This is a genomic window from Helicobacter pylori (assembly GCF_900120335.1).
Lineage (GTDB): Bacteria > Campylobacterota > Campylobacteria > Campylobacterales > Helicobacteraceae > Helicobacter > Helicobacter pylori_BU.
In genome coordinates this window covers 763,086-786,902 of record NZ_LT635477.1, presented here as the reverse complement: position 1 = coordinate 786,902, position 23,817 = coordinate 763,086, and the positions used below count along the sequence as shown (strand labels likewise).

Annotated in this window: 18 protein-coding genes and 1 pseudogene; 8 read left to right on the top strand and 11 right to left on the bottom strand. The window is 39.3% G+C overall.

What is annotated here, in order from left to right; translation table 11 throughout:
• The first annotated feature begins 87 nt into the window (after nucleotides 1–87).
• On the top strand, nucleotides 88–2,016 hold the full coding sequence (sabA, locus tag CS889_RS03800) for a Hop family adhesin SabA/HopD (RefSeq protein ID WP_099169090.1): 1,929 nt from the start codon (nucleotides 88–90) through the stop codon (nucleotides 2,014–2,016).
• Between the two features lie 69 nt (nucleotides 2,017–2,085).
• Here the strand turns inward: sabA (CS889_RS03800) and CS889_RS03795 are convergent, their stop codons facing one another.
• A complete protein-coding gene (locus tag CS889_RS03795; protein ID WP_089086885.1) occupies nucleotides 2,086–3,417 on the bottom strand; it encodes an anaerobic C4-dicarboxylate transporter in 1,332 nt (443 codons plus the stop codon).
• Between the two features lie 75 nt (nucleotides 3,418–3,492).
• On the opposite strand from CS889_RS03795, the gene CS889_RS03790 reads away from it, so the two are divergent.
• The gene (locus tag CS889_RS03790) at nucleotides 3,493–4,545 is read left to right on the top strand and encodes an asparaginase (protein WP_089086884.1); all 1,053 of its coding nucleotides are present in this window, start codon (nucleotides 3,493–3,495) and stop codon (nucleotides 4,543–4,545) included.
• A 139-nt stretch (nucleotides 4,546–4,684) separates the two neighbouring features.
• On the opposite strand, the gene sabA (CS889_RS03785) is transcribed toward CS889_RS03790, so the two are convergent.
• From sabA (CS889_RS03785) to CS889_RS03775, 3 genes are all read right to left on the bottom strand, one after another.
• Nucleotides 4,685–6,640 carry a Hop family adhesin SabA/HopD gene (gene sabA / locus CS889_RS03785; RefSeq protein ID WP_099167467.1) on the bottom strand — a complete coding sequence of 652 codons (1,956 nt, stop codon included), beginning with the start codon at nucleotides 6,638–6,640 and terminating at the stop codon, nucleotides 4,685–4,687.
• Between the two features lie 320 nt (nucleotides 6,641–6,960).
• The gene (locus tag CS889_RS03780; RefSeq protein ID WP_089086882.1) at nucleotides 6,961–7,422 is read right to left on the bottom strand and encodes a sialic acid-binding protein; all 462 of its coding nucleotides are present in this window, start codon (nucleotides 7,420–7,422) and stop codon (nucleotides 6,961–6,963) included.
• A 27-nt stretch (nucleotides 7,423–7,449) separates the two neighbouring features.
• Nucleotides 7,450–7,872: a DUF1104 domain-containing protein gene (locus CS889_RS03775; protein WP_001254627.1), complete on the bottom strand. Its 423-nt coding sequence runs from the start codon at nucleotides 7,870–7,872 to the stop codon at nucleotides 7,450–7,452.
• A gap of 263 nt (nucleotides 7,873–8,135) precedes the next feature.
• On the opposite strand from CS889_RS03775, the gene CS889_RS03770 reads away from it, so the two are divergent.
• The 5 genes from CS889_RS03770 to CS889_RS03750 all read left to right on the top strand — a co-directional run bounded on the left by CS889_RS03770 (nucleotide 8,136) and on the right by CS889_RS03750 (nucleotide 12,947).
• The gene (locus CS889_RS03770) at nucleotides 8,136–8,768 is read left to right on the top strand and encodes a LysE family transporter (RefSeq protein WP_089086881.1); all 633 of its coding nucleotides are present in this window, start codon (nucleotides 8,136–8,138) and stop codon (nucleotides 8,766–8,768) included.
• 68 nt (nucleotides 8,769–8,836) lie between these two features.
• Entirely contained in the window at nucleotides 8,837–10,567 is a 1,731-nt protein-coding gene (locus CS889_RS03765) for a DNA polymerase III subunit gamma/tau (RefSeq protein ID WP_089086880.1), read from the top strand.
• Nucleotides 10,564–10,965, top strand: coding sequence for a tRNA (adenosine(37)-N6)-threonylcarbamoyltransferase complex ATPase subunit type 1 TsaE (gene tsaE / locus CS889_RS03760; RefSeq protein ID WP_001202503.1), 402 nt, complete (start codon nucleotides 10,564–10,566; stop codon nucleotides 10,963–10,965). Before CS889_RS03765 ends, tsaE begins: the two co-directional genes overlap by 4 nt.
• A 12-nt stretch (nucleotides 10,966–10,977) precedes the next feature.
• Nucleotides 10,978–11,700 (top strand): LPS export ABC transporter ATP-binding protein, encoded by a 723-nt coding sequence (gene lptB, locus CS889_RS03755; protein ID WP_000353244.1) that lies wholly within the window; start codon nucleotides 10,978–10,980, stop codon nucleotides 11,698–11,700.
• A 2-nt stretch (nucleotides 11,701–11,702) separates the two neighbouring features.
• The gene (locus tag CS889_RS03750) at nucleotides 11,703–12,947 is read left to right on the top strand and encodes an RNA polymerase factor sigma-54 (RefSeq protein WP_089086879.1); all 1,245 of its coding nucleotides are present in this window, start codon (nucleotides 11,703–11,705) and stop codon (nucleotides 12,945–12,947) included.
• An 11-nt stretch (nucleotides 12,948–12,958) separates the two neighbouring features.
• Here the strand turns inward: CS889_RS03750 and CS889_RS08455 are convergent.
• The 7 genes and pseudogenes from CS889_RS08455 to hopE all read right to left on the bottom strand — a co-directional run bounded on the left by CS889_RS08455 (nucleotide 12,959) and on the right by hopE (nucleotide 20,727).
• Nucleotides 12,959–13,664: pseudogene (locus CS889_RS08455) on the bottom strand (Fic family protein).
• Nucleotides 13,664–14,884, bottom strand: a complete 1,221-nt coding sequence (locus CS889_RS03735; protein WP_089086877.1) for an HD domain-containing protein — start codon at nucleotides 14,882–14,884, stop codon at nucleotides 13,664–13,666. Before CS889_RS03735 ends, CS889_RS08455 begins: the two are co-directional and overlap by 1 nt.
• A 191-nt stretch (nucleotides 14,885–15,075) precedes the next feature.
• Nucleotides 15,076–17,061 carry a porin family protein gene (locus tag CS889_RS03730; protein WP_089086876.1) on the bottom strand — a complete coding sequence of 662 codons (1,986 nt, stop codon included), beginning with the start codon at nucleotides 17,059–17,061 and terminating at the stop codon, nucleotides 15,076–15,078.
• A 235-nt stretch (nucleotides 17,062–17,296) separates the two neighbouring features.
• Nucleotides 17,297–18,199, bottom strand: coding sequence for an SAM hydrolase/SAM-dependent halogenase family protein (locus CS889_RS03725; RefSeq protein ID WP_089086875.1), 903 nt, complete (start codon nucleotides 18,197–18,199; stop codon nucleotides 17,297–17,299).
• Nucleotides 18,200–18,441: 242 nt separating this feature from the next.
• On the bottom strand, nucleotides 18,442–18,786 hold the full coding sequence (locus CS889_RS03720; protein WP_003015692.1) for a hypothetical protein: 345 nt from the start codon (nucleotides 18,784–18,786) through the stop codon (nucleotides 18,442–18,444).
• Between the two features lie 20 nt (nucleotides 18,787–18,806).
• Nucleotides 18,807–19,733, bottom strand: a complete 927-nt coding sequence (gene rsmH / locus CS889_RS03715) for a 16S rRNA (cytosine(1402)-N(4))-methyltransferase RsmH (RefSeq protein ID WP_089086874.1) — start codon at nucleotides 19,731–19,733, stop codon at nucleotides 18,807–18,809.
• Nucleotides 19,734–19,905: 172 nt separating this feature from the next.
• Complete coding sequence (gene hopE, locus CS889_RS03710) at nucleotides 19,906–20,727, bottom strand: Hop family outer membrane protein HopE (RefSeq protein ID WP_000395382.1); 822 nt, start codon at nucleotides 20,725–20,727, stop codon at nucleotides 19,906–19,908.
• A 164-nt stretch (nucleotides 20,728–20,891) separates the two neighbouring features.
• Here hopE and uvrA point away from each other — a divergent pair, with 164 nt between their 5' ends.
• The gene (gene uvrA / locus CS889_RS03705) at nucleotides 20,892–23,717 is read left to right on the top strand and encodes an excinuclease ABC subunit UvrA (RefSeq protein WP_172825106.1); all 2,826 of its coding nucleotides are present in this window, start codon (nucleotides 20,892–20,894) and stop codon (nucleotides 23,715–23,717) included.
• The last annotated feature ends 100 nt before the right edge of the window (nucleotides 23,718–23,817 follow it).

Here is a 23,817-nt window from a genome sequence, read left to right as displayed (position 1 = left end):
AATTTATAGTAAAATTAGGTTCATTGTAAATATATTATCACTTCATGATATTCTTACAACAAAAACATTACTTTAAGGAACACTTTTATGAAAAAGACAATTTTACTCTCTCTCTCTCTCTCGCTTGCGGTACCATCGCTCCACGCTGAAGACAACGGCTTTTTTGTGAGCGCCGGCTATCAAATCGGCGAAGCGGTGCAAATGGTCAAAAACACCGGCGAATTGAAAAATTTGAACGACAAATACGAGCAATTGAGCCAGTATTTGAGCCAAGTGGCTTCGTTGAAGCAAAGCATTCAAAACGCCAACAACATTGAGCTGGTCAATAGCTCTTTAAACGATTTGAAAAGCTTTGCGAGTAACAACTACACAAACAAAGAAACATCGCCCATCTACAACACCACGCAAGCCGTTATCACTTCGGTATTGGCTTTTTGGAGTCTTTATGCAGGGAACGCTCTCAGTTTTTTTGTGAACGATTTGAAAGATGGATCTAATTCTCCTCTTGGAAGAATCAATCAAGATGGGAACTGCACAGGATTACAAAAATGTTTTATGAGCCGAGAAACTTATGATAAAATGAAAGCGCTTGCCGAAAACCTCCAAAAAGCTCAAGGCAATCTCTGTGCCTTATCAGAACAATGCTCTAGCAATCAATCAAGTGGAAACAAAACTTCCATAACTGCAGCTCTTGAAACCGCGCAAAAGCTTATGGACTTGATCGAACAAGCCAAGGTTTCTATGGTGTGGAAAAATATCGTCATCGCAGGTGTTTCAAACGTATCCGGTGGCGCTATCACATCCACTGGTCCTGTAACCGACTATGCGGTGTTTAACAACATCAAAGCGATGCTACCTTACTTGCAAGAAGCGCTCAAACTAACTCAGAGCAACCACACCCTATCCACTCAGTTGCAAGCTCAAGCTATGGGATCTCAAAAAAATCGTGAATTTGCTAAAGACATTTACGCTTTCGCCCAAAACCAAAAGCAAATCCTTTCTAACGCTTCAAATATCTTCAATCTCTTTAATTCCATTCCTAAAGACCAACTTAAGTATTTGGAGAACGCTTACTTGAAAGTGCCGCATTTGGGTAAAACCCCTACTAACCCTTACAGACAGAATGTGAATTTGAATAAAGAAATTAATGCGGTTCAAAACAATGTAGCTAATTATGGCAATCGGATTGATTCAGCTTTAAGCGTGGCTAGAGATGTTTATAATTTAAAATCCAATCAAGCAAACATTGTAACAGCCTATAGCAACGCTAAGAATTTGAGCCAAGAGATTTCTAAACTCCCCTATAACCAAGTCAATACAAAAGACATTATCACACTGCCTTACGATAAAAACGCTCCGGCAGCAGGCCAATACAACTACCAAATCAACCCAGAGCAGCAATCCAACCTTTCTCAAGCTTTAGCGGCGATGAGCAATAACCCCTTTAAAAAAGTGGGCATGATCAGCTCTCAAAACAATAACGGCGCTTTGAACGGGCTTGGCGTGCAAGTGGGTTATAAGCAATTCTTTGGCGAAAGCAAAAGATGGGGGTTAAGGTATTATGGATTCTTTGATTACAACCACGGCTACATCAAATCCAGCTTTTTTAACTCGTCTTCTGATGTATGGACTTATGGCGGTGGGAGCGATTTGTTAGTGAATATTATCAACGATAGCATCACAAGAAAGAACAACAAGCTTTCTGTGGGTCTTTTTGGTGGTATCCAACTAGCAGGGACTACATGGCTTAATTCTCAATACATGAATTTAACGGCGTTCAATAACCCTTATAGCGCGAAAGTCAATACTTCCAATTTCCAATTCTTGTTCAATTTGGGTTTGAGAACCAATCTCGCTACAGCTAAGAAAAAAGACAGCGAGCATTCCGCGCAACATGGCATTGAACTAGGCATTAAAATCCCCACCATTAACACGAATTACTATTCTTTTTTAGGCACTAAGCTAGAATACCGAAGGCTTTATAGCGTGTATCTCAATTATGTGTTTGCTTATTAATGGTTTAAACCCTCTTTTTTAAGTGGGGTTTAGAAAAATCGTCAAGCTTTTTATCGTTGATGATGAAAGCTACAAAACTAGTGGCGCGACAACAAACCCTAACGCCACGCTCAAAAACACGACTAAAACCCCAGGGATCAAAAACGCATGATCAAACACATAACGGCCCATTTTGGTGGTGCCGGTATGATCCATAGCGATCGCTCCCAGTAAAGTGGGGTAAGTGGGTAACACAAACAACGCCGAAACGCTCGCAAACGAAGCCACGATAATATACAAATGCTCGGTATGATTAGCGCTAATGCCTAAGGCGGTGATCACGCTTGGGATGAGCGCTTTAGAGGTGGCAGCCTGCGAATACAAAAGCATGGAAGCCAAAAAGAGCGCTACGGCTAATAAAAACGGGTAATCAGCGATCAAAAACGAAGCGTACCGCTTGATTTCATCTATATGATTGCTCACAAAAGTATCGCCTAACCACGCCACGCCTAACACGCACACGCACGCTTGCATGCCGGATTTAAACACGCTTGAATGAGCGATTTCATTAGCGTTGATCTTACAAAAAAGCGCAATGAGAGTCGCCACGCTCAACATGAAAGACACGATCGCTTGATCTCTGCCTAAAACCACCGGGCTAATCAAAGCGATATTTTTAGAAATCGCGCTCGCATAAAAAACGATCGCTACAACCCCACCGATAAAAATCCATAACGATAATTTCGCGCTTTTTGAGGTTTCTTTTTCTTTTTTCATCATAGGGGGCGAAATTTTGCCCGCTTTCAAGCGTTCTAAATAATTTGGGTCGCTGTCTAACTTTAAATTAGTGAAACTCATCACAAATGCCGTGAGCATGCATGCTAAAAAAGTCGTAGGGATCCAAACCATTAAAAGGGTGAGGTAATTTGCCCCTAAAGGCTCTAAAATACCGCTCATAAACACCACCGCCGCGCTCACCGGGCTTGCGGTAATAGCGACTTGACTAGAAACAACCGCCAAGCTTAAGGGCGCTTTAGGTTTGATGTTTTGGCTCTGACTCACTTCCACAATCACCGGGATCAAAGAAAAAACCGTATGCCCGGTGCCGGCTAGTATCGTTAAAAAATACGCCACGCTTGGCGCGAGGTAGTTGATTTGCTTGGGGTGTTTCCTTAAAATTTTTTCAGCGATTTGGACTAAACAATCTAAGCCCCCCGCCTTTTGCATCGCGCTGATAGCGCTAATGACTGCCATGATGATTAAAATCACATCAAAAGGGATTTTGCCCGGATTTAGCCCCAAAAATAAGCACAAAATAAGCACGCCCAAACCCCCCACATAGCCCACTCCCAAGCCCCCTAGCCTTGCCCCTAAAAAAAGCGAAAAAAGTAACACGATAATTTGAAAAAAGGCATCCACCATTAACCCTTTTTAAATTTATTTTAACAATGATTTACTATACTATAAAATCTTTTAAATTTCAAAAGGTAGTCTATAATGAGAGTGTTTTTGAAATTTTTGATTCTCTTATTTTGTTTGAAGGGGCAAGTCATGGCTCAAAATTTACCCACCATTGCTTTATTAGCGACAGGGGGGACGATTGCAGGGAGTGGCGTTGATGCGAGCTTGGGTAGTTATAAGAGCGGTGAGTTGGGTGTCAAAGAGCTTTTGAAGGCTATCCCCAGTCTCAACAAGATCGCTCGCATTCAAGGGGAGCAGATTTCTAACATCGGCTCACAAGACATGAATGAAGAAATATGGTTCAAGCTCGCCAAACGCGCCCAAGAGTTGCTAGACGATAGCCGCATTCAAGGCGTGGTCATCACGCATGGCACGGACACTTTAGAAGAGAGCGCGTATTTTTTAAATTTGGTTTTACGCTCCACAAAACCGGTCGTGCTAGTGGGAGCGATGCGTAACGCTTCTTCTTTGAGCGCGGATGGGGCTTTGAATTTATATAACGCTGTGAGCGTAGCGGTTAATGAAAAAAGCGCGAATAAGGGCGTGCTAGTGGTCATGGACGATACTATTTTTAGCGCTAGAGAGGTAGTTAAAACGCACACCACCCACACTTCCACCTTTAAAGCCTTAAACAGCGGCGCGATAGGGAGCGTGTATTATGGCAAAGTGCGTTATTACATGCAACCTTTAAGAAAACACACGACAGAGAGCGAATTTTCTATTTTAGAGCTAAAAACCCCCTTGCCTAAAGTGGATATTATTTACACGCATGCTGGCATGACCCCCAATTTATTCCAAGCGAGCCTGAAATCGCATGCAAAAGGCGTTGTGATAGCCGGGGTGGGTAACGGGAATGTGAGCGCTGGGTTTTTAAAAGCGATGCAAGAAGCGAGCCAAATGGGGGTGGTTATCGTTCGTTCTAGCAGGGTAGGCAGCGGTGAGGTTACTTCAGGCGAGATTGATGACAAGGCTTATGGCTTTATCACAAGCGACAATTTAAACCCTCAAAAAGCCAGAGTGCTTTTACAACTCGCTTTAACTAAAACAAACAATAAAGAAAAAATCCAAGAAATGTTTGAAGAGTATTGAACGATTCTCTTAGATCACCCAATTATTAAAGATAATTGGGTGATTTGGTTTATTTTGTTTTTGACTTTATTTTCATCAAATATTGATAACTATCAAAATAGATTTGATGAAGCTCCCCCTATTTTAAAAAGGAGATTTTTTAATAAGCAAACACATAATTGAGATACACGCTATAAAGCCTTCGGTATTCTAGCTTAGTGCCTAAAAAAGAATAGTAATTCGTGTTAATGGTGGGGATTTTAATGCCTAGTTCAATGCCATGTTGCGCGGAATGCTCGCTGTCTTTTTTCTTAGCTGTAGCGAGATTGGTTCTCAAACCCAAATTGAACAAGAATTGGAAATTGGAAGTATTGACTTTCGCGCTATAAGGGTTATTGAACGCCGTTAAATTCATGTATTGAGAATTAAGCCATGTAGTCCCTGCTAGTTGGATACCACCAAAAAGACCCACAGAAAGCTTGTTGTTCTTTCTTGTGATGCTATCGTTGATAATATTCACTAACAAATCGCTCCCACCGCCATAAGTCCATACATCAGAAGACGAGTTAAAAAAGCTGGATTTGATGTAGCCGTGGTTGTAATCAAAGAATCCATAATACCTTAACCCCCATCTTTTGCTTTCGCCAAAGAATTGCTTATAACCCACTTGCACGCCAAGCCCGTTCAAAGCGCCGTTATTGTTTTGAGAGCTGATCATGCCCACTTTTTTAAAGGGGTTATTGCTCATCGCCGCTAAAGCTTGAGAAAGGTTGGATTGCTGCTCTGGGTTGATTTGGTAGTTGTATTGGCCTGCTGCCGGAGCGTTTTTATCGTAAGGCAGTGTGATAATGTCTTTTGTATTGACTTGGTTATAGGGGAGTTTAGAAATCTCTTGGCTCAAATTCTTAGCGTTGCTATAGGCTGTTACAATGTTTGCTTGATTGGATTTTAAATTATAAACATCTCTAGCCACGCTTAAAGCTGAATCAATCCGATTGCCATAATTAGCTACATTGTTTTGAACCGCATTAATTTCTTTATTCAAATTCACATTCTGTCTGTAAGGGTTAGTAGGGGTTTTACCCAAATGCGGCACTTTCAAGTAAGCGTTCTCCAAATACTTAAGTTGGTCTTTAGGGATAGAACTAAAGAGGTTGAAAATGTCTTTGGCGTAAGAGATGATTTGCTTTTGGTTTTGAGCGAAAGTGTAAATGTCTTTAGCGAAATTAGGGTTTGTTTGAGTCCCTGTGGCTTGAGCTTGCAACTGAGTGGATAGGGTGTGGTTGCTTTGAGAAAGCGTAACCGCTTGTTGCAAGATAGGTATCATCGCCTTGATGTTGTTAAACACCGCGTATTGCGTTGGGTAATTAGTGGATGTGATAGCACCGGATGCGTTTGAAACGCCACTGATGACGATATTTTTCCACATCATAGCGGTCTTAGTGTTTGCGATCAAATCCATAAGCTTTTGCGCTAAGTTAAGAGCGTTGCTTACGGTTGAGTTTGGTGTGTTTGATGTTGAGTCTGTTGCAGCACACCCGGATAAAGCGCAAAGATTGTTGCCTTTAGTGGTAGCGTTTTGTTGGGCCGCTTGGAGGCTTTCAGCGAGCTTTTTCATCTCATTATAAGTGGTTTCACTCATCGCGCAGTTTTCAATTCCTGAGCAGTTTTTGACAATCGTTGAAAAAGGAGGGTTACCCTGGACACTAGAGGCGTGACTCCCACTACCCACAAAGAAAGTGAGGTAGTTCCCCGCATAAAGACTCCAAAAACCCAATACCGAAGTGATAACGGCTTGCACGGCGTTGAAGATGGGCGATTGGGTGGTGCTGTTGTAGTTGTTGTTGGTGAAGCTTTTCAAATCGTTTAAAGAGCTATTGACCAGCTCAATGTTGTTGGCGTTTTGAATGCTTTGCTTCAACGAAGCCACTTGGCTCAAATACTGGCTCAATTGCTCGTATTTGTCGTTCAAATTTTTCAATTCGCCGGTGTTTTTGACCATTTGCACCGCTTCGCCGATTTGATAGCCGGCGCTCACAAAAAAGCCGTTGTCTTCAGCGTGGAGCGATGGTACCGCAAGCGAGAGAGAGAGAGAGAGTAAAATTGTCTTTTTCATAAAAGTGTTCCTTAAAGTAATGTTTTTGTTGTAAGAATATCATGAAGTGATAATATATTTACAATGAACCTAATTTTACTATAAATTGATTGGATTTCAAAAAAAAAAAAAAAGATTTTGGAGTATTTTAACCTATTTATCTTTGGAGTGTTAATTTTTGTAATAATGAAACTATCTTTTGAATTTTATAAGCAATATTTAATGAGAACAGAATTTTGATAACGCTTAACAGAACGCATTTATCCCAAACGCTAAAAGCGTTTAGGATTTCTGCTTAAAGAATTTGAAGCTTTGATAGAAAAAGTGGTGTGGTTTAAGCTTTATTTCTCATTTTCGCCATGATCATCATGATCGTGGTCTTTTTTGCCTTGTTCTTTGTCATGCCCTTTGCCATGTTTGTCATGACCACCATGTTTATGGTGTTTGTGCATTTTCCCATGCTTGCATGATCTCAACCCAAAATCATCATCCATGTCTTCCATATTGCCTTTTTTAAGCGCTTCTTTAACGGCTTTTTGGCGGGCTTCAAAATCCGCCACGGTCATGCTGTCTGTGTTTTTAGTTGCATACTCATGCAATTGCTTATGGAACGCCTTCCTCTTGTCTTTAGGCATCTTTTCCATGCGCATTTTCAACTCTTTTGTGTAATCCACAATATCTTGCGGAGCGACAATGCCAGCCATTTTAGCCAAATCTTCATCGCTCGTTTTGCTAAAATCTTTAGCGTTTAACGCCACAAATAACAACGCGCTAACAGAAAGTATTTTCAACGCTTTTTTCATATTTTTCCTTTTAAATTAAATTTTATCTCACTTAGGAGAACAATGTTCGTCTTTTTTCTTAACAGCCCTACACCAAACTTTTCTCGTATCGCCACTGCAAACGCTCACATTAAGCCCTTTTGCCTTAATTTCTTCATCGCTCAAACCTTTGGTTTTTTCTTCTAATTCTTTACGCACTTCTTCACGCATTTTTTTGAAATCCTCTTCACTCATTTTGGAAAGATTCTTCCTAGCGATCCGGCTGAAATTCGCACGGAATTTCTTAGCGTCTTCAGCTTTTAAAGCTTTAAGGCGTTTAGACACTTCCATGCGATAATCGATCGCTTCATTAGAAGGCAGAGTGCCAGCTAATTCCAAAAGCTCCTTATCTTTGAGTTGCGAAAAGTCTCTAGCGCCTAAAACCTGTAATCCAAGCAAAGCTAATAGGCAAAAAGCCAAACTCCTTCTCATTCCCAATTCCTTGTTGTCTAAATTTTTGCCGCATGACGACAGCAAATTTTGGCATTCTACCATGTTAATTTTAATTTATTCTCAAACACCGCTAAGAATAGTAAAAATGGGGTTTTAATTTTATATAGCCATTGTGTCATCATTTAACTTTTAATTTATAAAGGTCGTTTTAAACCCTAAAATTTTAAAATACCATTTTGAATGATTGGTTTGTATGGCGTTAGTAGTTTTTGGCTTATTTTGAGTGAAAGGATTTAAGCAAGATGTTTGTGGTTTTTATAGAAGGTTTTGGTTTGGCGATTTCTTTGTGTGCGGCGGTGGGGGCACAATCCTTGTTTATTGTGGAAAGAGGCATGGCTAGGAACTATGTGCTTTTGATTTGCGCTTTGTGTTTTATGTGCGATATTGTGTTGATGAGCATGGGCGTGTTTGGCGTGGGGGCTTATTTCGCTAAAAACCTTTATTTGAGCTTATTCTTAAATCTATTTGGGGCGGTTTTTACCGGATTTTACGCTTTTTTAGCTTTAAAAACCCTTTTTCAAACCTTTAAAAAAAAGCAAGTCCAAACCCCTAAAAAACTATCCTTAAAAAAGACCTTATTATTCACTTTAGGCGTTACTTTACTTAACCCTCAAGTGTATCTGGAAATGGTGTTTTTAATTGGCGCGAGCGCTATGTCTTTTAATTTAGCGCAAAAATTTGTTTTTCTAGCTGGCACTTTATCGGCGGCTTTTTCTTGGCTTTTACTCCTATGCGTCATGTCCTTACGCTATGGCTCTAAACTTTTGAACAACCAAAAAATCTTTATGGGGGTGAATCTCTTTGTAACCGCTATCATGGGAACGCTCAGCGTTACTTTATTCAGGGATTTTTTAGCGTTATTGAGCAAAACCTAAAAAGGGGCTAGTTTTAAGTCATTTTGCATTACAATACCCCTAAATGAGTTTTAAGGATTACAATCAATATGCAAGTTTTAGCGTTAAAATACCGCCCCAAACATTTTAGCGAGCTAGTCGGGCAAGAGAGCGTGGCTAAAACGCTTTCTTTAGCCCTAGACAACCAGCGTTTGGCTAACGCTTATTTATTCAGCGGGTTAAGGGGTTCGGGTAAAACCAGCTCTTCTAGGATTTTTGCTAGGGCTTTAATGTGCGAAATAGGGCCAAAGGCTGTGCCTTGCGATACTTGCATCCAATGCCAGAGCGCTTTAAACAACCACCACATAGATATTATAGAAATGGATGGGGCGTCTAATAGGGGGATTGATGATGTCCGTAATCTCATAGAGCAAACGCGCTACAAACCAAGCTTTGGGCGCTATAAAATCTTTATCATTGACGAAGTGCATATGTTCACTACCGAAGCGTTTAACGCGCTTTTAAAGACTTTAGAAGAACCTCCTAGCCATGTGAAATTCCTTTTAGCGACAACGGACGCCTTGAAATTGCCCGCTACCATACTCAGCCGCACCCAGCATTTCAGGTTTAAAAAAATCCCTGAAAATTCCGTTATTTCTCATTTAAAAACCATTTTAGAAAAAGAACAGGTGAGTTATGAAAGTAGCGCGTTAGAAAAACTCGCTCACAGCGGGCAAGGGAGTTTGAGGGATACGATCACTCTTTTAGAGCAAGCCATCAATTATTGCGATAACGCTATCACAGAAAGCAAAGTGGCTGAAATGTTAGGGGCGATTGATAGGAGCGTTTTAGAAGATTTTTTTCAAAGCCTAATCAACCAAGATGAAGCGCGATTGCAAGAGCGTTATGCCATTTTAGAAAATTATGAAACCGAGGGCGTTTTAGAAGAAATGATGCTTTTTTTGAAAGCGAAATTGTTAAGCCCTGATACTTATTCCATTCTTTTGATAGAGCGCTTTTTTAAAATCATTATGAGCAGTCTCAGCCTTTTAAAAGAAGGGGCAAATGCTAGTTTTGTGCTGTTGTTATTGAAAATGAAATTCAAAGAAGCTTTAAAACTCAAAGCCCTAGACGATGCGATTGTAGAATTAGAGCAAGCCCCTTTCAATCAAAGCCCTAGCATAAGTTATAACGCCCCTAAACAAGAATTTAAAGGCACAGAAAGAATAGAACAAGCAGAAAGAATAGAGAGAACAGAAAAAAGAGAGAACACAGAAACCCCGCAAACTCCCATGCTTTCAGCTAAAGATCGCATTTTTCACAACCTCTTCAAACAAGTTCAAACATTGGTTTATGAGCGCAACTACGAGTTAGGGGCGGTGTTTGAAAAAAATATCCGTTTCATTGATTTTGACAGCCAGACTAAAACCTTGACTTGGGAGTCTTTAGCCGCTGATAAGGATAAAGAGCTTTTAAGAGAACGATTTAAAATCGTGAAAGGTATCGTTGATGGGGTTTTTGGCAAGGGCGAAAATATCAAAATCGCTTTAAAAAATCATTTGGAAAATAAAAGTGCTCCAGAAGAAACTAAAGAGGTTAAAGAGTTTAAATTCCCCCCTTTAAAGCCTAAACCAACCACCGAAACGACGGCTGAAACGAAAGAAAATGAAAAAGAAGCGGTTGGAAAAGCGCTTCAAACGAAAGAAAACGACACTAAAGAGACTAAAGAAACCCAACCCAAAGAAGCCCCAACAGCGTTGCAAGAATTTATGGCTAACCACTCTGAGCTGATTGAAGAAATTAAGAGCGAGTTTGAAATCAAAAGCGTGGAATTGTTATGAGGGCGAATTTAGACGAATTAGACAAAGTGGCGGCTGCAATTTTAAAAGATGATTTTAAGGGGGTGGTGCTTTTAAAGGGCGTTGTGGGGAGCGGTAAAACGACCTTAGTTCAAGCGTGCTTGAAACATTTGGGTTTAGACATTCAAGCGACTTCGCCCACCTTTAGCTTGATGCATGCTTATAGCGAGAGCGTGTTCCATTACGATTTTTACATGCGCGATTTAAAGGCTTGCTTGGAGCTTGGCATGTTGGAGTGCTTGTTAGAAAAGGGGATCCATTTTGTGGAATGGGGTGATGAAAAATTAGAAAAAATTTTAAAAAAATACGATTTAGCTATTAAGGTTGTGGAAATCAAAACCGAACCAACCAGCCGTTTTTATACGATAAAGATCGCTTAAAGGGTCGCTTGAATGGATATTTTAAAAGCAGAGCATTTAAACAAACAGATTAAAAAAACCAAAATCGTTTCAGACGTTTCTTTAGAAGTGAAAAGCGGCGAAGTGGTGGGGCTTTTAGGACCTAATGGGGCGGGTAAAACCACCACCTTTTATATGATATGCGGGCTTTTAGAGCCTAGTGGGGGGAGCGTTTATTTAAACGATGTGAATTTAGCTAAATACCCCTTACACAAGCGCTCTAACTTGGGCATAGGCTACTTGCCCCAAGAATCCAGTATTTTTAAAGAATTGAGCGTGGAAGAGAATCTAGCCCTAGCAGGGGAGAGCACTTTTAAAAACTCTAAAGAGAGCGAAGAAAAAATGGAAAGCTTGCTAGACGCTTTTAATATTCAAGCCATAAGGGAGCGCAAGGGCATGAGCTTGAGTGGGGGAGAAAGAAGGCGCGTAGAAATCGCTAGGGCTTTAATGAAAAACCCTAAATTCGTGCTATTAGATGAGCCTTTTGCGGGCGTGGATCCGATTGCGGTGATTGACATTCAAAGAATCATTGAAAGCTTGATTGGATTAAACATCGGCGTGTTGATCACTGATCACAATGTGCGAGAGACTTTGAGCGTGTGCCACAGGGCGTATGTGATTAAAAGCGGTACGCTTTTAGCGAGCGGGAACGCTAATGAAATTTATGAAAACGCTTTGGTGCGCAAGTATTATTTAGGGGAAAATTTTAAGGTATAGACATGGCGATCTTACGCGCAAACCTTAGCCCTAAAAACAAATTAAACGCTACCTTAAAAGGGTGGCTACCCATTTTACAAAGCGAGCTTGAAGATTTAGAAGAAGTGTTGAAACAAAACGCTTTAGATAACCCCTTAATCAAAATTGAAAACAAACGCATCAAAAATTTTAGCGATCGCTTTAATCCTAAAAAGAGCAGCGATCATTTAGAAAATTTCGCAACCGCTTCTAAAAGCCTTTTTGAAACCTTAGAAGCTCAAATCATTCCCCCTCTCTTTCCCACTGAAACCTCTCAAAAAATCGCTATGGATATTATCAGCGGACTGGATAGTGAAGGGTATTTTGAAGAAAACATTGAAGAAAGGGCTAAAATTTTAGGGGTAGAGAGCGAAGTTTATGAAAAAGTGCGCAAGCGTTTTAGTTACCTTAATCCCGCTGGCATTGGCGCTAAAGACGTGAAAGAGAGCTTTTTATTCCAGTTAGAGGGTAGGGAATTAGACAATAACGAGCTTTATGAAGAAGTGCGAAAGATCATTTTAAATTTAGAAAAACACCATGAATTTTCTAAAGATTTTTATTATGAAAAGGCTTTAAAGATTTTAAAATCCTTTAAAAACCCCCCAGCCATTGAGTTTTTAGAAAAAGAAATAGAAGTCATTCCTGAGCTTTTTATTTTAGAAGTGGATAATGAAATCATCGTGCGTTTGAACGATGAGAGCTACCCGACGATCAGTTTAGAAGAAAATCGCTTTAAGAATAGCGATTATTTGAAAGAAAAATTGAAAGAAGCCAAAGATTTGATTGACGCGTTAAATTTGAGAAAAGCCACGATTTATAAAATCGGTCTGATGCTTTTAGAATACCAATACGATTTTTTTAAGGGTAAGGAATTACGCCCTTTAAAATTATTGGATTTAGCCAATGAGTTTAACCACTCTGTAAGCACGATTTCAAGGGCCATTTCTAATAAATATTTGGCATGCGAAAGGGGGGTTTTCCCCATTAAGCATTTCTTTAGCATCGCCTTAGACAATAGCGAGACTTCAAACGCTGTGATTAAAGACTATCTTTTAGAATTGATCAAAAATGAAGATAAAAAAGAGCCTTTGAGCGACGCTAAGATTTTAGAACTCATTGAAGAAAAATTCCATTTGAAAATGGTAAGAAGAACGATCACCAAATACCGCCAACTGCTCAACATCGCTTCTTCAAGCGAGAGGAAAAGGCTCTATTTGATGCGTGCTTGAAAAATATAATTTTAGGGCTTATTCTTATTTAATACCATTTGCCCTTGTATGCGTGTGAGTTCAAACTCTTGGGATACTTTAGCGAGTTGGTATAAGCTTTCTGTATTGTGCGTGTCTAAAGCCTTAATGTAAGCCTCTTTTTGTTCTTTGGTGATCACAAATGGTATTAAGTTTTGCTCTAAAGCGCTATAAAAGATTAGCATTCTGCCCACCCTACCATTACCATCGCTAAAAGGGTGTATCCTTTCAAATAAAATGTGTTGTTCTAAAATGGCTTTTAGTTTTTCTTCTTTATCTTGTAAGGTCTTCATCTTATAATTGAGGTTATCGCACCATTCTTTCATAGCCATAGGCGCTTGAAAATGGGGGATCGTTTCAAAACTAGCTCCTAAAATGGTATTATCAGTCGTTTTGAAAGCCCCCTCTTATTAGGGAGTAAAAAATTCATTAAAATCCCATGCAACTCCCTTATAAAAAAACTATCCATGCTTTGTCTTTTATTCAGGTTTTCTAACAGAAAGAAGAGCATGTTTTGATAGTTTTTCACTTCAAAGAAGGCTCTTTGGGGCATTTCTCTAGGAATGTATTCGGTGGTTAAAATACTTATGGTTTCAGCAAGGCTCAAAGGATTGTTTTCAATAGCGGTGTATGATGAGCCATGCGAATAGTCAAATCCATAGCGTAATCGTTAAATTCTAGTAATTCTTTATAGTCCATTACTTAAAATCCCTAAACAATTTCCCTAAATCCAAATCAAGTAATTCCGTTTGGGATCGCAATTCTAAAAGGTTTTTAGCTCCTTGGATTAAATCGTAGCTAGAAATGCCATGAGAAATAGAGATTTGAGCCTCTAAAAACGCGCTCAAATGATCGCACACCTTCAAAAGCTCCCCACAAACCCCAAAATACTCATCGCTGTTATAAAGCACGAACAATTCTTCAGCGTCTTTAGTGAAAACGATTTGATGAGACTTGTCTTTGTAGCGGTTTTTAAACTCGTTTTCGGTGAAGTATTTCAAATCTTCTTGAACGCCCAAAGACACAAAAGAATAGACTTTGTTTTGCATTTCCTTTTTTTCAATTTCTTTAATGCAATGATCAAGCCCTGCAACGCTTTGTTTGATGGGCGTGATAATGTCTCGGGTTAAAATCTCGGGTAAATCATGGAAAAGCCCGCCCAAAAAATGATTGATCCGCATGCTTTTACAAGCTTTTAAATCAAAGCTCAATAAATACCCCATAATCGCCACGCATAAGGTATGCCCTAAAACGCTGGTTTGCGGCACTCTTGGGGTCTGGCTCCAGCGCTTTTGGAAACGCAACTGCCCAAACATGCTCACCAATTTTTTCAGATCTTCTTTTTCCCCAAAAAGCCCTTCAAACAAATGCTCGTTATTGTGGAGTTGCTTATCAATTTTTTCTTTAATTTCTTTCACGCCATACATGTTGGGGTTAAAATGATAAATAATATCAAACTCCCATTTGGACGCATAAAAATGCGCGCTCTCTAAAATTTGAGTTTCTAAAATTTGGGGTCTGTGGCTTAAATACTCTTTTAATTCCTCTAAAGAAAAATACGCGCTGATCTCATCTTGCAAACTTTGCGCGACATAGGAGGCTAATTCTTGGCTGTGCGTTTGTTGGAGGGCGTAAAAAATAGGGGGTTTAATATCGGTTAAAACCAAGCGTTCCAAAAACTCAAAGCAAAAGAACTTGATTAAAAGATCTAAATCTAAATCTTTACCCCTATCTTTTAAATCTTTAGCGAGCAGATACGCAATCATCGCTTTATGGGCTTGTTTGTCTAATTCCACAAATTCCAAAGGGCATGCTTGGTCATTCCAGCGCCTAATGGACGCGCCCACAAACACACGCCTTAAAAATTGAGGTTTGAGTTTAGGGGTTTTTAGGGGTTTAACAGGATGAGCCGCATACATGACTTTCCTTTTTATACTATTTTGAATGTTTAAAACTATGAGCTTATTAAGAAGCGTTGATTTTATCGCACAAGATTAAAAAATCTTAGAGAATCACTATCAATACTAACTTAAATCTTATTATACGAAAAAAAGACAAAAATAAGGCTTTTATTTAAAAAAATGTTATTTTTATCAATTTCTTCCTCACCCTAAAACACCCACCCGTAATTGAAAAACACCTTAAAATGGCTAGCCCCTTCATTAAAAACAAAAGAGTTGGTGTAATCGCTACCACTAGAAACGACGCTAGCTTTTCTTTGGATCAAAGGGATGCTAATCCCTACAGAATATTTAGAATGCTTATAGCGGTAATTCAACCCAGTAGCCACATCCAAATTACCGCTCCCTTTGACTTTATTGAGTACATAATAGCTGTTATACAAGCCCCTTAACCCCCCAAAGATACCAAAAGATGATGAAAAGTTCCTTTTGGTTTGAACGCCTATAGGGCTATTTTTATTGGAGTAAGTGGTGATGAAATCCAGTAACAAATCTATCCCCCCACCATAGCTCAATTGCTGGACTTTTTGATTAAGGGCTTTAGAATAGTTGTATTTCACAATGCCATAATAAGCCAACCCTATGAAATCATTAAAGTAATTTTGATAGCCTATTTTAGCATTAACCCCTAAAATAGGGCTTCTAAAACTTTGCGAAGCGCTTGAAAAATAGTGGTTGGTAACGCTAGAAGTGACAAAGGTTTTTTGAATGGTGCTGAGCATGGAATTGGCTAAATCTTGCGTGTTCAAACTAGCGTTTAAATTGTAGTTCTTTTGAGCGCTCAAATTAGCGTAGTTGATCGGCAAAGCGTTTTGATTAATAAGCTGCTGCCAAACCGCTGCCGTTACCCCTAGAAACCCAGCGGGGACATCCGCGCAATTGTGATAGATGGAATTAGGGTAGTTGCTAGGGAAAGCGGGCTGATTAGAACCCCCATAAAGCGAACACACGTTATAAGGGAGGCCATCAGAATCTTTTGGCTTGCCATTTTCATTTTGACCGGTTGGCACTCTTTGGTAAGTCATATTCCCATTATGCCCATAGCCCTTAGTGTGGCTGAATTCATGCAAAATGGTTCTTAAATCTTCTAAATTGATGGTTTTAAGGTCATTGCCAAAGAGTTTTTGGGGTTCTAAGGCATAGGCTTCTACCCCTAATGTGCCATATTCACCATCATTACCATATCCATTAGCTAACCCTACAACCCCTGAATTTTTTAAAACAACCGCATCAATTTCTATTTTTTTTCTAAAATTATTAATAATACCTTGTTTGTTGAGTATATATTGTTGATCGACTTTAGTATCAACACGCCCATTTACTCCGGGATTTACGCATTTTGAAGGATCGTTATCGCAATCTGTTGAGCTGTTAGTGAATTCAAAAGGAGCGTTTAAAACCGCATCGCCCCAAGATTGGGAGTCTAAGACAGCGATCATGTTCAACATCAAATTGGTGAATTCTTCTGCGGTTTGCGGGGTGAAATTTTGCCAACAATCATTTTTTGTATTACCATTATTATTGTAAGGACAAGTGTTGAAATTGCTTGGATTTTCATTACTATATTTCATTATAAGATTTGTTTTAATGTTATTGAGCGTTTCAAACACCCTTTGCGTGTTAGCGTCAGAAATAGAAGTGCTAGTGGCTTCAAATTTTGGAAGAAAGAAAGTATAGGGACCAATTTTATCAAACGCCTCTTTTAGGCTATCAAACGCCTCCCCGGGTAAAACAATCTTAGAGTGTTTGGGGATAGTCTCTATCACCCCTAGATCGATCGCATTGCCTTGAGCGTCTGTAAAACTCAGTTTAACATTGCTTAGATTATAAGGTAGGAAGTTTTCTATAGTTAATTTACCACCAATATACAACACTTTAACAGGAGATAAAGATGAAAAGTTTAATTGTGATATGGATTTAGCGTCTGTGAATAAATTAGCCGCTCTTTTTAAAACGCTATCTGTGGGTAAATAACTATAAGTCGCGTAAGTGTTTTTTGTAGTGGTGTGTCTTTTTTCTTGCGTTTGCGTGCCTTCTAGTAATCCGGTTTCAAACCCGGCTTCTATGAAAAAGCCATTTTTCTCATTCGCTTCTAAAGCGCTGAATAATAAAAGTGGGATGAATAATTTTCTCATGGTTATCTCTTTTTAATTTATAGCGCCTTTATTATACAATTTAAGGGAATGGTTTGTTTATTTTTCACAATTTAAAGTTTTTACAAGGGATTAGTATTTCATATTTGAAACAAATTTTTAACAACAAGCGTTCGTTTTAGGGCCAATTTAGCATTAATTAGGCTGTGTTAATCAAAGTTTGGTAGGTAAAAATATCTAACCCCCCTTATAACCCCTTAATTTTCTAAAAAGCGCCTTATTTAGTGCACTTCTTTATATCAATATTCCAGTCAGCGCCAGATTTGATTTGATGTTTTTGCGCGAAATTATCCATATTCAGCGCCACGGAAACATTCAACAAGCTGTTTAAATAAACTAACGGTTGGCCTTCTAGCACATCGCCAAAGCTCGCGACATACGGCATTTTCTCTTCGTATTGTTTCTTGGAATTTTTAAAAATAGTTACACACACTGTATCGTTTCGTTTGATCCCTGCTTGATTGAGTAATTTATCGCTGATATTGCTCCAAACATTGCCATATTGAATATCCAAAATCGGGATATTGCCTTTCACTTCCCCTTTTGTGGCTTTCGCTTTTTGGTAAGGAATTTCAACGACTTTTGGGGGAAGCTCAGGCCCCACCTGCTCGAATGTGATCGCCCCAGAAGCCAAACGCGCCCCAGTGTAAGCATACACATCACGGCCATGGAAAGTATAGGATTTTTCAGAACCTTTCAAGCGGTTAGTTTTTTCATCAATTTCACGCACGCTATCAATCCCCAAAGTTTGCGCCACCAAAGTCAGCGTGCCGTTATCCGGCGAGACGAAATACTGGCCGTTTTTAGTTTTTAGCACCACCGATTTACGATTAGTGCCTACGCCCGGATCAACTACGCTTACAAATACCGATCCTTTTGGCCAATAACTAGTGGTTTGATACAAGCGGTAAGCACTCTCCCAAATGTTATACGGAGGGATTTCGTGCGTTAAATCAAAGATTTTAAGATTGGAATCAACGCTGAAAGCGACGCCTTTCATCGCCGAGACGGCCCCATCTTTTAGGCTAAAATCTGTTTGTAAAATCAAAGCGTTATCTGCATGAACAGACGATAACCCTATACACGCTGATAAAAACAACGCTGAAATCGTTTTTCTCATCTATATTATTTCCTGAATAACAAAAGTGGAGTGGATTGTTTTCTCATGGTTATCCTTTGTTGGATTAAAGTGTTTTTATTATACAATTTAAGGGGGTTGTTTGTTTGTTTTTTTGAAGTTTAAAGTTTTTATAAGGGATTAAAATTTCGTATTGAAACAAAATTTTAAAATAAGTCTTTATGTCAAAATAATTTAAAATGATTTACCATTAATTAGACTCTTTTAAGGATAGGGGGTTTTATTTAAAACGCAATATCGCCAATATTTTCACTATTCTCTATGTAGTATTTAAAACGCTCTTTTTCTAATTCGTTTTTTAGGATTTGTTGTTCTTCTAAAAGCAGGCGTTTTTGATCTTCTAGGGTGTTGATTTTACGGCTAATATAATAGATATTATTGCTTAAATAAATTTTAGGCGCTAATAAGGCTAAAAACGCGCCCCCAAAAACCAATACCCCTATTAAAGCCATTAAAGAAAGGCCATGCGGATTTTCATTTGCAGTTCCAGCGAATAATTCTTTCTTTTCGTCCTCTTCTATGCGCACAAAGCGTTCTTTTTCGTTTGAAGAATGGGTTTTGATATTCATGGCTTACTCATATAACTTACTCATGGCTTGAATTGAAACACCCTCATTTTAGCGCTCCGTGAACGCCTGTTGTTTTTAATTTCTTCTGGGCTTGGAGTGATGGGCTTTTTGGTTAAAATTTTGCCTAAAGCGTGATTATTAGAGCAAGCGCATTTGAAGCTTGAAGGATCGCAAATGCAATTTTTAGCGTAATCTTTGAAAGCGTTTTTCACCAATGCGTCTTCTAAAGAATGAAAAGAAATCACGCACAAAATCGCCCCCTTAAGGTTTCTAGCGCATTGTAAAAATTCTTTTAATTCTTCTAATTCGCTATTGACTTCTATGCGAACGGCTTGAAACACCAAAGTCGCTGGGTGGATTTTTTTATTTTTAGAAAGGGAGCTTAAAAACTCGCTCAAATCCTTAGCGTCTTTAAAGGGTTTTTTAGTGCGCCTCTCTACGATTTTGTGAGCGATTTTTTTGTATTCCTTGATTTCGCCATAGTCTCTAAAGATTTTTTCTAACGCCACTACAGGATAAGAGTTGATGACTTTTTGAGCGTTCAATTTGCTTTCCAAATCCATGCGCATATCTAGAGTGTGCGAGTGGAAATTAAACCCTCTATTGTCATCATCAAGCTGTAAGGAGCTCACCCCTAAATCCACTAAAACCCCCTTGATTCGCTCGCCATGAATTTCTAGGGCTTCTTTAAAGCGTTTGGCAAAACCCCCGCTTAAGAGATGATAACGCCCTTCAAATTCTTTCAATCGTTCTTTAGCGATTTCTTGAGCGAACTTATCTTTATCAATGCCAATGAGTTTCAGGTGCGGTTTTTGGGATAGAATCGCTTTAGAATGCCCCCCTAACCCTAAAGTGCAATCAATCAAAATCCCTTCTTCTAAAGGTGCGAACGCCTGCAAGACTTCTTGCAACAAAACGCTTTGGTGCAGATTTTCTATTTCTTGCAAACAATCCCCTTAAAACCCTTAGATGAATTTTCCAAATGCCTACTCAATGGTATTGATTTTGTTGGTTACGCTCAAAAGTTTCTTTTAATTAATCTTAGCTTTTTAAGGTGTGAAAATTCAAACTAAAACCCTTTTCATAAAGACTAAAAAGGGCTTAAAGATACCCTTTTATTTAAAAAGTGTAGTTATACCCCAAATAAAGCGAATAATCCCGTTTCAAATGGTAATAAAGATTAGTAGCGTTAGGACCCGCACTCAAAAATTTATTGATGAGTAGCGGCACTCTCACGCCAAATTCCACGCCATTATGCTTGTAGATATTGGCTCTCACCCCAAAATTCAACCATACTTGAAAAGCAACGGTCGAAGTGTTGGTGCTATAAGGGGCGTTAGGGTTACAATAAGTAGGGGTACAAACATCAGGACCTTTGGCTTCAATGATTTGCTCTTTCCAATAGTTCGCTGCGGAGCTTTTCCAAGTGTTACCGCCGATAGCGACCCCACCAAAAATACCAAAAGAAGCGTTGTCCTTATCAATAATATCAGCTAACAAATCGCTCCCCACACCCCAAGAGACCATATCCAACTGGATTTTATTAGGCGCATAAACTTGCTTACCTAAATCGGCATGCCCGTAATCAAAAAGCCCATACACTCTAAAACCAAACCACTTGCTTGTCATATCTAGCGACTTGAATTGGAAAAATTTCTTATAACCCACATTCAACCCAAAACCATTCAAAGCCCCATTAGCGTATTTGGAGTGCCAATTGATATTGGTGCCTCCTGGGTTATGCTTATTAGCGGTAAGACCTGGGGGGCAACCTACAACACTCCCTGTGCAATCCCCTGTATTATAAATATTGCTATTCAAACGGGCTTGTCCAAGCTGATAATTAGTCCCTATATAAACACCATCGCCTTCGGCTAACAACGAAGAGCTTAAAACTGCGGATAGAAGCCCTAAAGCTACAAACTTTTTCATAAATTCCATTCCTTTACATTCCTATCTTTAAAATTTTCTCATAGAATAATAGCATGTTTATCCTTAATCAAGCAAATATTTTTAACTCTTATGAATAAGAAATGATAATAAAACCATTCTTTTTTGAAGTATAATAGCTCCTTTTAATCCACTTTCTTATTTTAAGGAAACTCTTGCAACATAAAACCATTATGGATAAGATCATTATTCAAGGGGCTAGGGAAAACAATCTCAAAAATATCTTTTTAGAAATCCCTAAAAACCAGTTTGTTGTTTTTACCGGATTGAGCGGTTCGGGTAAATCCACTCTGGCGTTTGACACTTTATACGCTGAAGGCCAAAGGCGCTATTTAGAGAGTTTGTCCAGCTATGCGAGGCAATTTTTAGATAAAGTGGGTAAGCCTAATGTGGATAAGATTGAAGGCCTAACCCCAGCGATCGCTATTGATCAAAAAACCACTTCTAAAAACCCTAGATCCACTGTGGGGACGATCACTGAAATTTATGATTATTTAAGGTTGCTGTTTGCAAGGGTTGGGGAGCAATTTTGCCCCACATGTTTAGAGCCTATTAGTTCTATGAGCGCGAGCGATATCATTTCTCAAATCTGTCATTTAGAAGAAAATTCTAAAATCATTATTCTTGCTCCCATTATTAAAGATAAAAAAGGTTCGTTTAACGATAAATTAGAGAGCTTGCGTTTAAAGGGGTATGTGAGGGCTTTTGTTGATGGGGTGATGGTGCGTTTAGATGAAGAAATCCATTTGCACAAAACCAAAAAACACACCATTGAAGCGGTGGTGGATAGGGTGGTTATCAATAGCGAAAACGCTTCACGGATCGCTAGTGCAATAGAAAAAGCCCTTAAAGAAAGTTATGGGGAATTAGAAGTGGAAATCTTGCAAGACAACGCGCCAAGCATTAGGAAACATTACAGCGAGCATAAGGCATGTTTTAAGTGCAAGATGAGTTTTGAAGAATTAGAGCCTTTGAGTTTTTCCTTCAATTCGCCTAAAGGGGCGTGCGAAAGTTGTTTGGGTTTAGGGACAAAATTTAGCTTAGATATTAGTAAGATTTTAGATCCTAACACGCCTTTAAAACAAGGGGCGATTAAAGTGATTTTTGGGTATAACCGCAGTTATTACGCTCAAATGTTTGAAGGCTTTTGCGAATACAATGGCATTGACAGCACGCTTTGTTTCAACGAGTTGAATAAAGAGCAACAGGACGCTCTTTTGTATGGGAATGGCACTGAAATCAGCTTTCATTTTAAAAACAGCCCCTTGAAACGCCCCTGGAAAGGCATTATCCAAATCGCTTATGACATGTTTAAAGAGCAAAAGGATTTGAGCGATTACATGAGCGAAAAAACCTGTTCTTCGTGTAATGGGCATCGTTTGAAAGCCTCCAGTCTGAGCGTCCAAGTCGCTGGCTTGAAAATGGCGGATTTTTTAACTAAGCCCATTGAAGAAGTCTATCATTTTTTTAATGATCCCACGCATTTTAGCTATCTTAACGAGCAAGAAAAAAAGATCGCTGAACCCATTTTAAAAGAGATTTTAGAAAGGGTGTTTTTTTTATACGATGTGGGGCTAGGGTATTTGACTTTAGGGAGGGATGCGCGAACGATTAGCGGAGGGGAGAGCCAAAGGATACGAATCGCTAGTCAAATCGGGAGCGGTTTGACAGGGGTTTTGTATGTTTTAGATGAGCCTAGCATTGGCTTGCATGAAAAAGACACGCTCAAACTCATCAACACCCTTAGGAATTTACAAAAAAAAGGGAACACGCTCATTGTCGTAGAGCATGATAAAGAGACGATTAAGCATGCGGATTTTGTTGTGGATATTGGGCCAAAGGCTGGAAGGCATGGGGGTGAAGTGGTTTTTAGCGGGAGCGTGAAAGATTTATTGCAAAATAACCATTCTACCGCCTTATATCTCAACGGCACTAAAAAGATTGAGCGCCCCAAATTTGAACTCCCTAAAGAAAAGCATTTTTTAGAAATTAAAAATGTCAATATCAATAACATTAAGAATTTGAGCGTTCAAATCCCTTTAAAACAATTGGTGTGCATTACGGGGGTGAGCGGGAGCGGTAAAAGCTCGCTGATTTTACAAACCCTTTTACCCACCGCTCAAACCCTTTTAAACCATGCTAAAAAAGCTCAAAGTTTGAATGGGGTGGAGATTGTAGGGTTGGAGCATTTGGATAAAGTGATTTATTTGGATCAAGCCCCCATAGGCAAAACCCCACGGAGCAACCCTGCCACTTACACAGGGGTGATGGATGAAATCAGGATTTTATTTGCCGAGCAAAAAGAAGCTAAAATTTTAGGCTATAGTGCGAGCCGTTTTAGCTTTAATGTGAAAGGGGGGCGGTGTGAGAAGTGCCAAGGCGATGGGGACATTAAAATAGAAATGCACTTTTTGCCTGATGTATTAGTCCAATGCGATAGCTGTAAGGGCGCTAAATATAACCCCCAAACTTTAGAAATCAAGGTGAAAGGCAAATCCATTGCTGATGTGTTGAACATGAGCGTGGAAGAGGCTTATGAATTTTTTGCTAAATTCCCTAAAATCGCTGTGAAGTTAAAAACGCTTATAGATGTGGGCTTGGGCTATATCACTTTAGGGCAAAACGCTACCACTTTAAGCGGGGGGGAGGCTCAAAGGATCAAATTGGCTAAAGAATTGAGTAAAAAAGACACAGGCAAAACCCTTTATATTTTAGATGAGCCTACCACCGGTTTGCATTTTGAAGACGTGAATCACCTTTTACAGGTTTTGCACTCTTTAGTGGCGTTAGGCAATTCCATGCTAGTGATTGAGCATAATTTAGACATTATCAAAAACGCTGATTACATTATAGACATGGGGCCTGATGGGGGGGATAAGGGTGGGAGGGTCATTGCGAGCGGCACGCCTTTAGAAGTGGCACAAAATTGCGAAAAAACCCAAAGCTACACGGGAAAATTTTTAGCTTTGGAATTGAAATAGCTTGCATTTGTTTGTAGAAACGATGTAGGGCTGAAAATAACAGACAGCTAGATATTAGAGAGCAGAGGCGCTATTGCGTCATGGTTTCAAAATTATAAGG

What these genes read in the sequence shown, in the direction of transcription:
- CS889_RS03720 (WP_003015692.1), bottom strand. Translation starts at nt 18,786, where the DNA reads ATGAATATCAAAACCCATTCTTCAAACGAAAAAGAACGCTTTGTGCGC.
- hopE (WP_000395382.1), bottom strand. Translation starts at nt 20,727, where the DNA reads ATGGAATTTATGAAAAAGTTTGTAGCTTTAGGGCTTCTATCCGCAGTT.
- CS889_RS03790 (WP_089086884.1), top strand. Translation starts at nt 3,493, where the DNA reads ATGAGAGTGTTTTTGAAATTTTTGATTCTCTTATTTTGTTTGAAGGGG.
- CS889_RS03780 (WP_089086882.1), bottom strand. Translation starts at nt 7,422, where the DNA reads ATGAAAAAAGCGTTGAAAATACTTTCTGTTAGCGCGTTGTTATTTGTG.
- CS889_RS03795 (WP_089086885.1), bottom strand. Translation starts at nt 3,417, where the DNA reads ATGGTGGATGCCTTTTTTCAAATTATCGTGTTACTTTTTTCGCTTTTT.
- sabA (WP_099167467.1), bottom strand. Translation starts at nt 6,640, where the DNA reads ATGAAAAAGACAATTTTACTCTCTCTCTCTCTCTCGCTTGCGGTACCA.
- CS889_RS03770 (WP_089086881.1), top strand. Translation starts at nt 8,136, where the DNA reads ATGTTTGTGGTTTTTATAGAAGGTTTTGGTTTGGCGATTTCTTTGTGT.
- CS889_RS03765 (WP_089086880.1), top strand. Translation starts at nt 8,837, where the DNA reads ATGCAAGTTTTAGCGTTAAAATACCGCCCCAAACATTTTAGCGAGCTA.
- CS889_RS03735 (WP_089086877.1), bottom strand. Translation starts at nt 14,884, where the DNA reads ATGTATGCGGCTCATCCTGTTAAACCCCTAAAAACCCCTAAACTCAAA.
- tsaE (WP_001202503.1), top strand. Translation starts at nt 10,564, where the DNA reads ATGAGGGCGAATTTAGACGAATTAGACAAAGTGGCGGCTGCAATTTTA.
- lptB (WP_000353244.1), top strand. Translation starts at nt 10,978, where the DNA reads ATGGATATTTTAAAAGCAGAGCATTTAAACAAACAGATTAAAAAAACC.
- CS889_RS03730 (WP_089086876.1), bottom strand. Translation starts at nt 17,061, where the DNA reads ATGAGAAAATTATTCATCCCACTTTTATTATTCAGCGCTTTAGAAGCG.
- CS889_RS03750 (WP_089086879.1), top strand. Translation starts at nt 11,703, where the DNA reads ATGGCGATCTTACGCGCAAACCTTAGCCCTAAAAACAAATTAAACGCT.
- CS889_RS03725 (WP_089086875.1), bottom strand. Translation starts at nt 18,199, where the DNA reads ATGAGAAAAACGATTTCAGCGTTGTTTTTATCAGCGTGTATAGGGTTA.
- sabA (WP_099169090.1), top strand. Translation starts at nt 88, where the DNA reads ATGAAAAAGACAATTTTACTCTCTCTCTCTCTCTCGCTTGCGGTACCA.
- CS889_RS03775 (WP_001254627.1), bottom strand. Translation starts at nt 7,872, where the DNA reads ATGAGAAGGAGTTTGGCTTTTTGCCTATTAGCTTTGCTTGGATTACAG.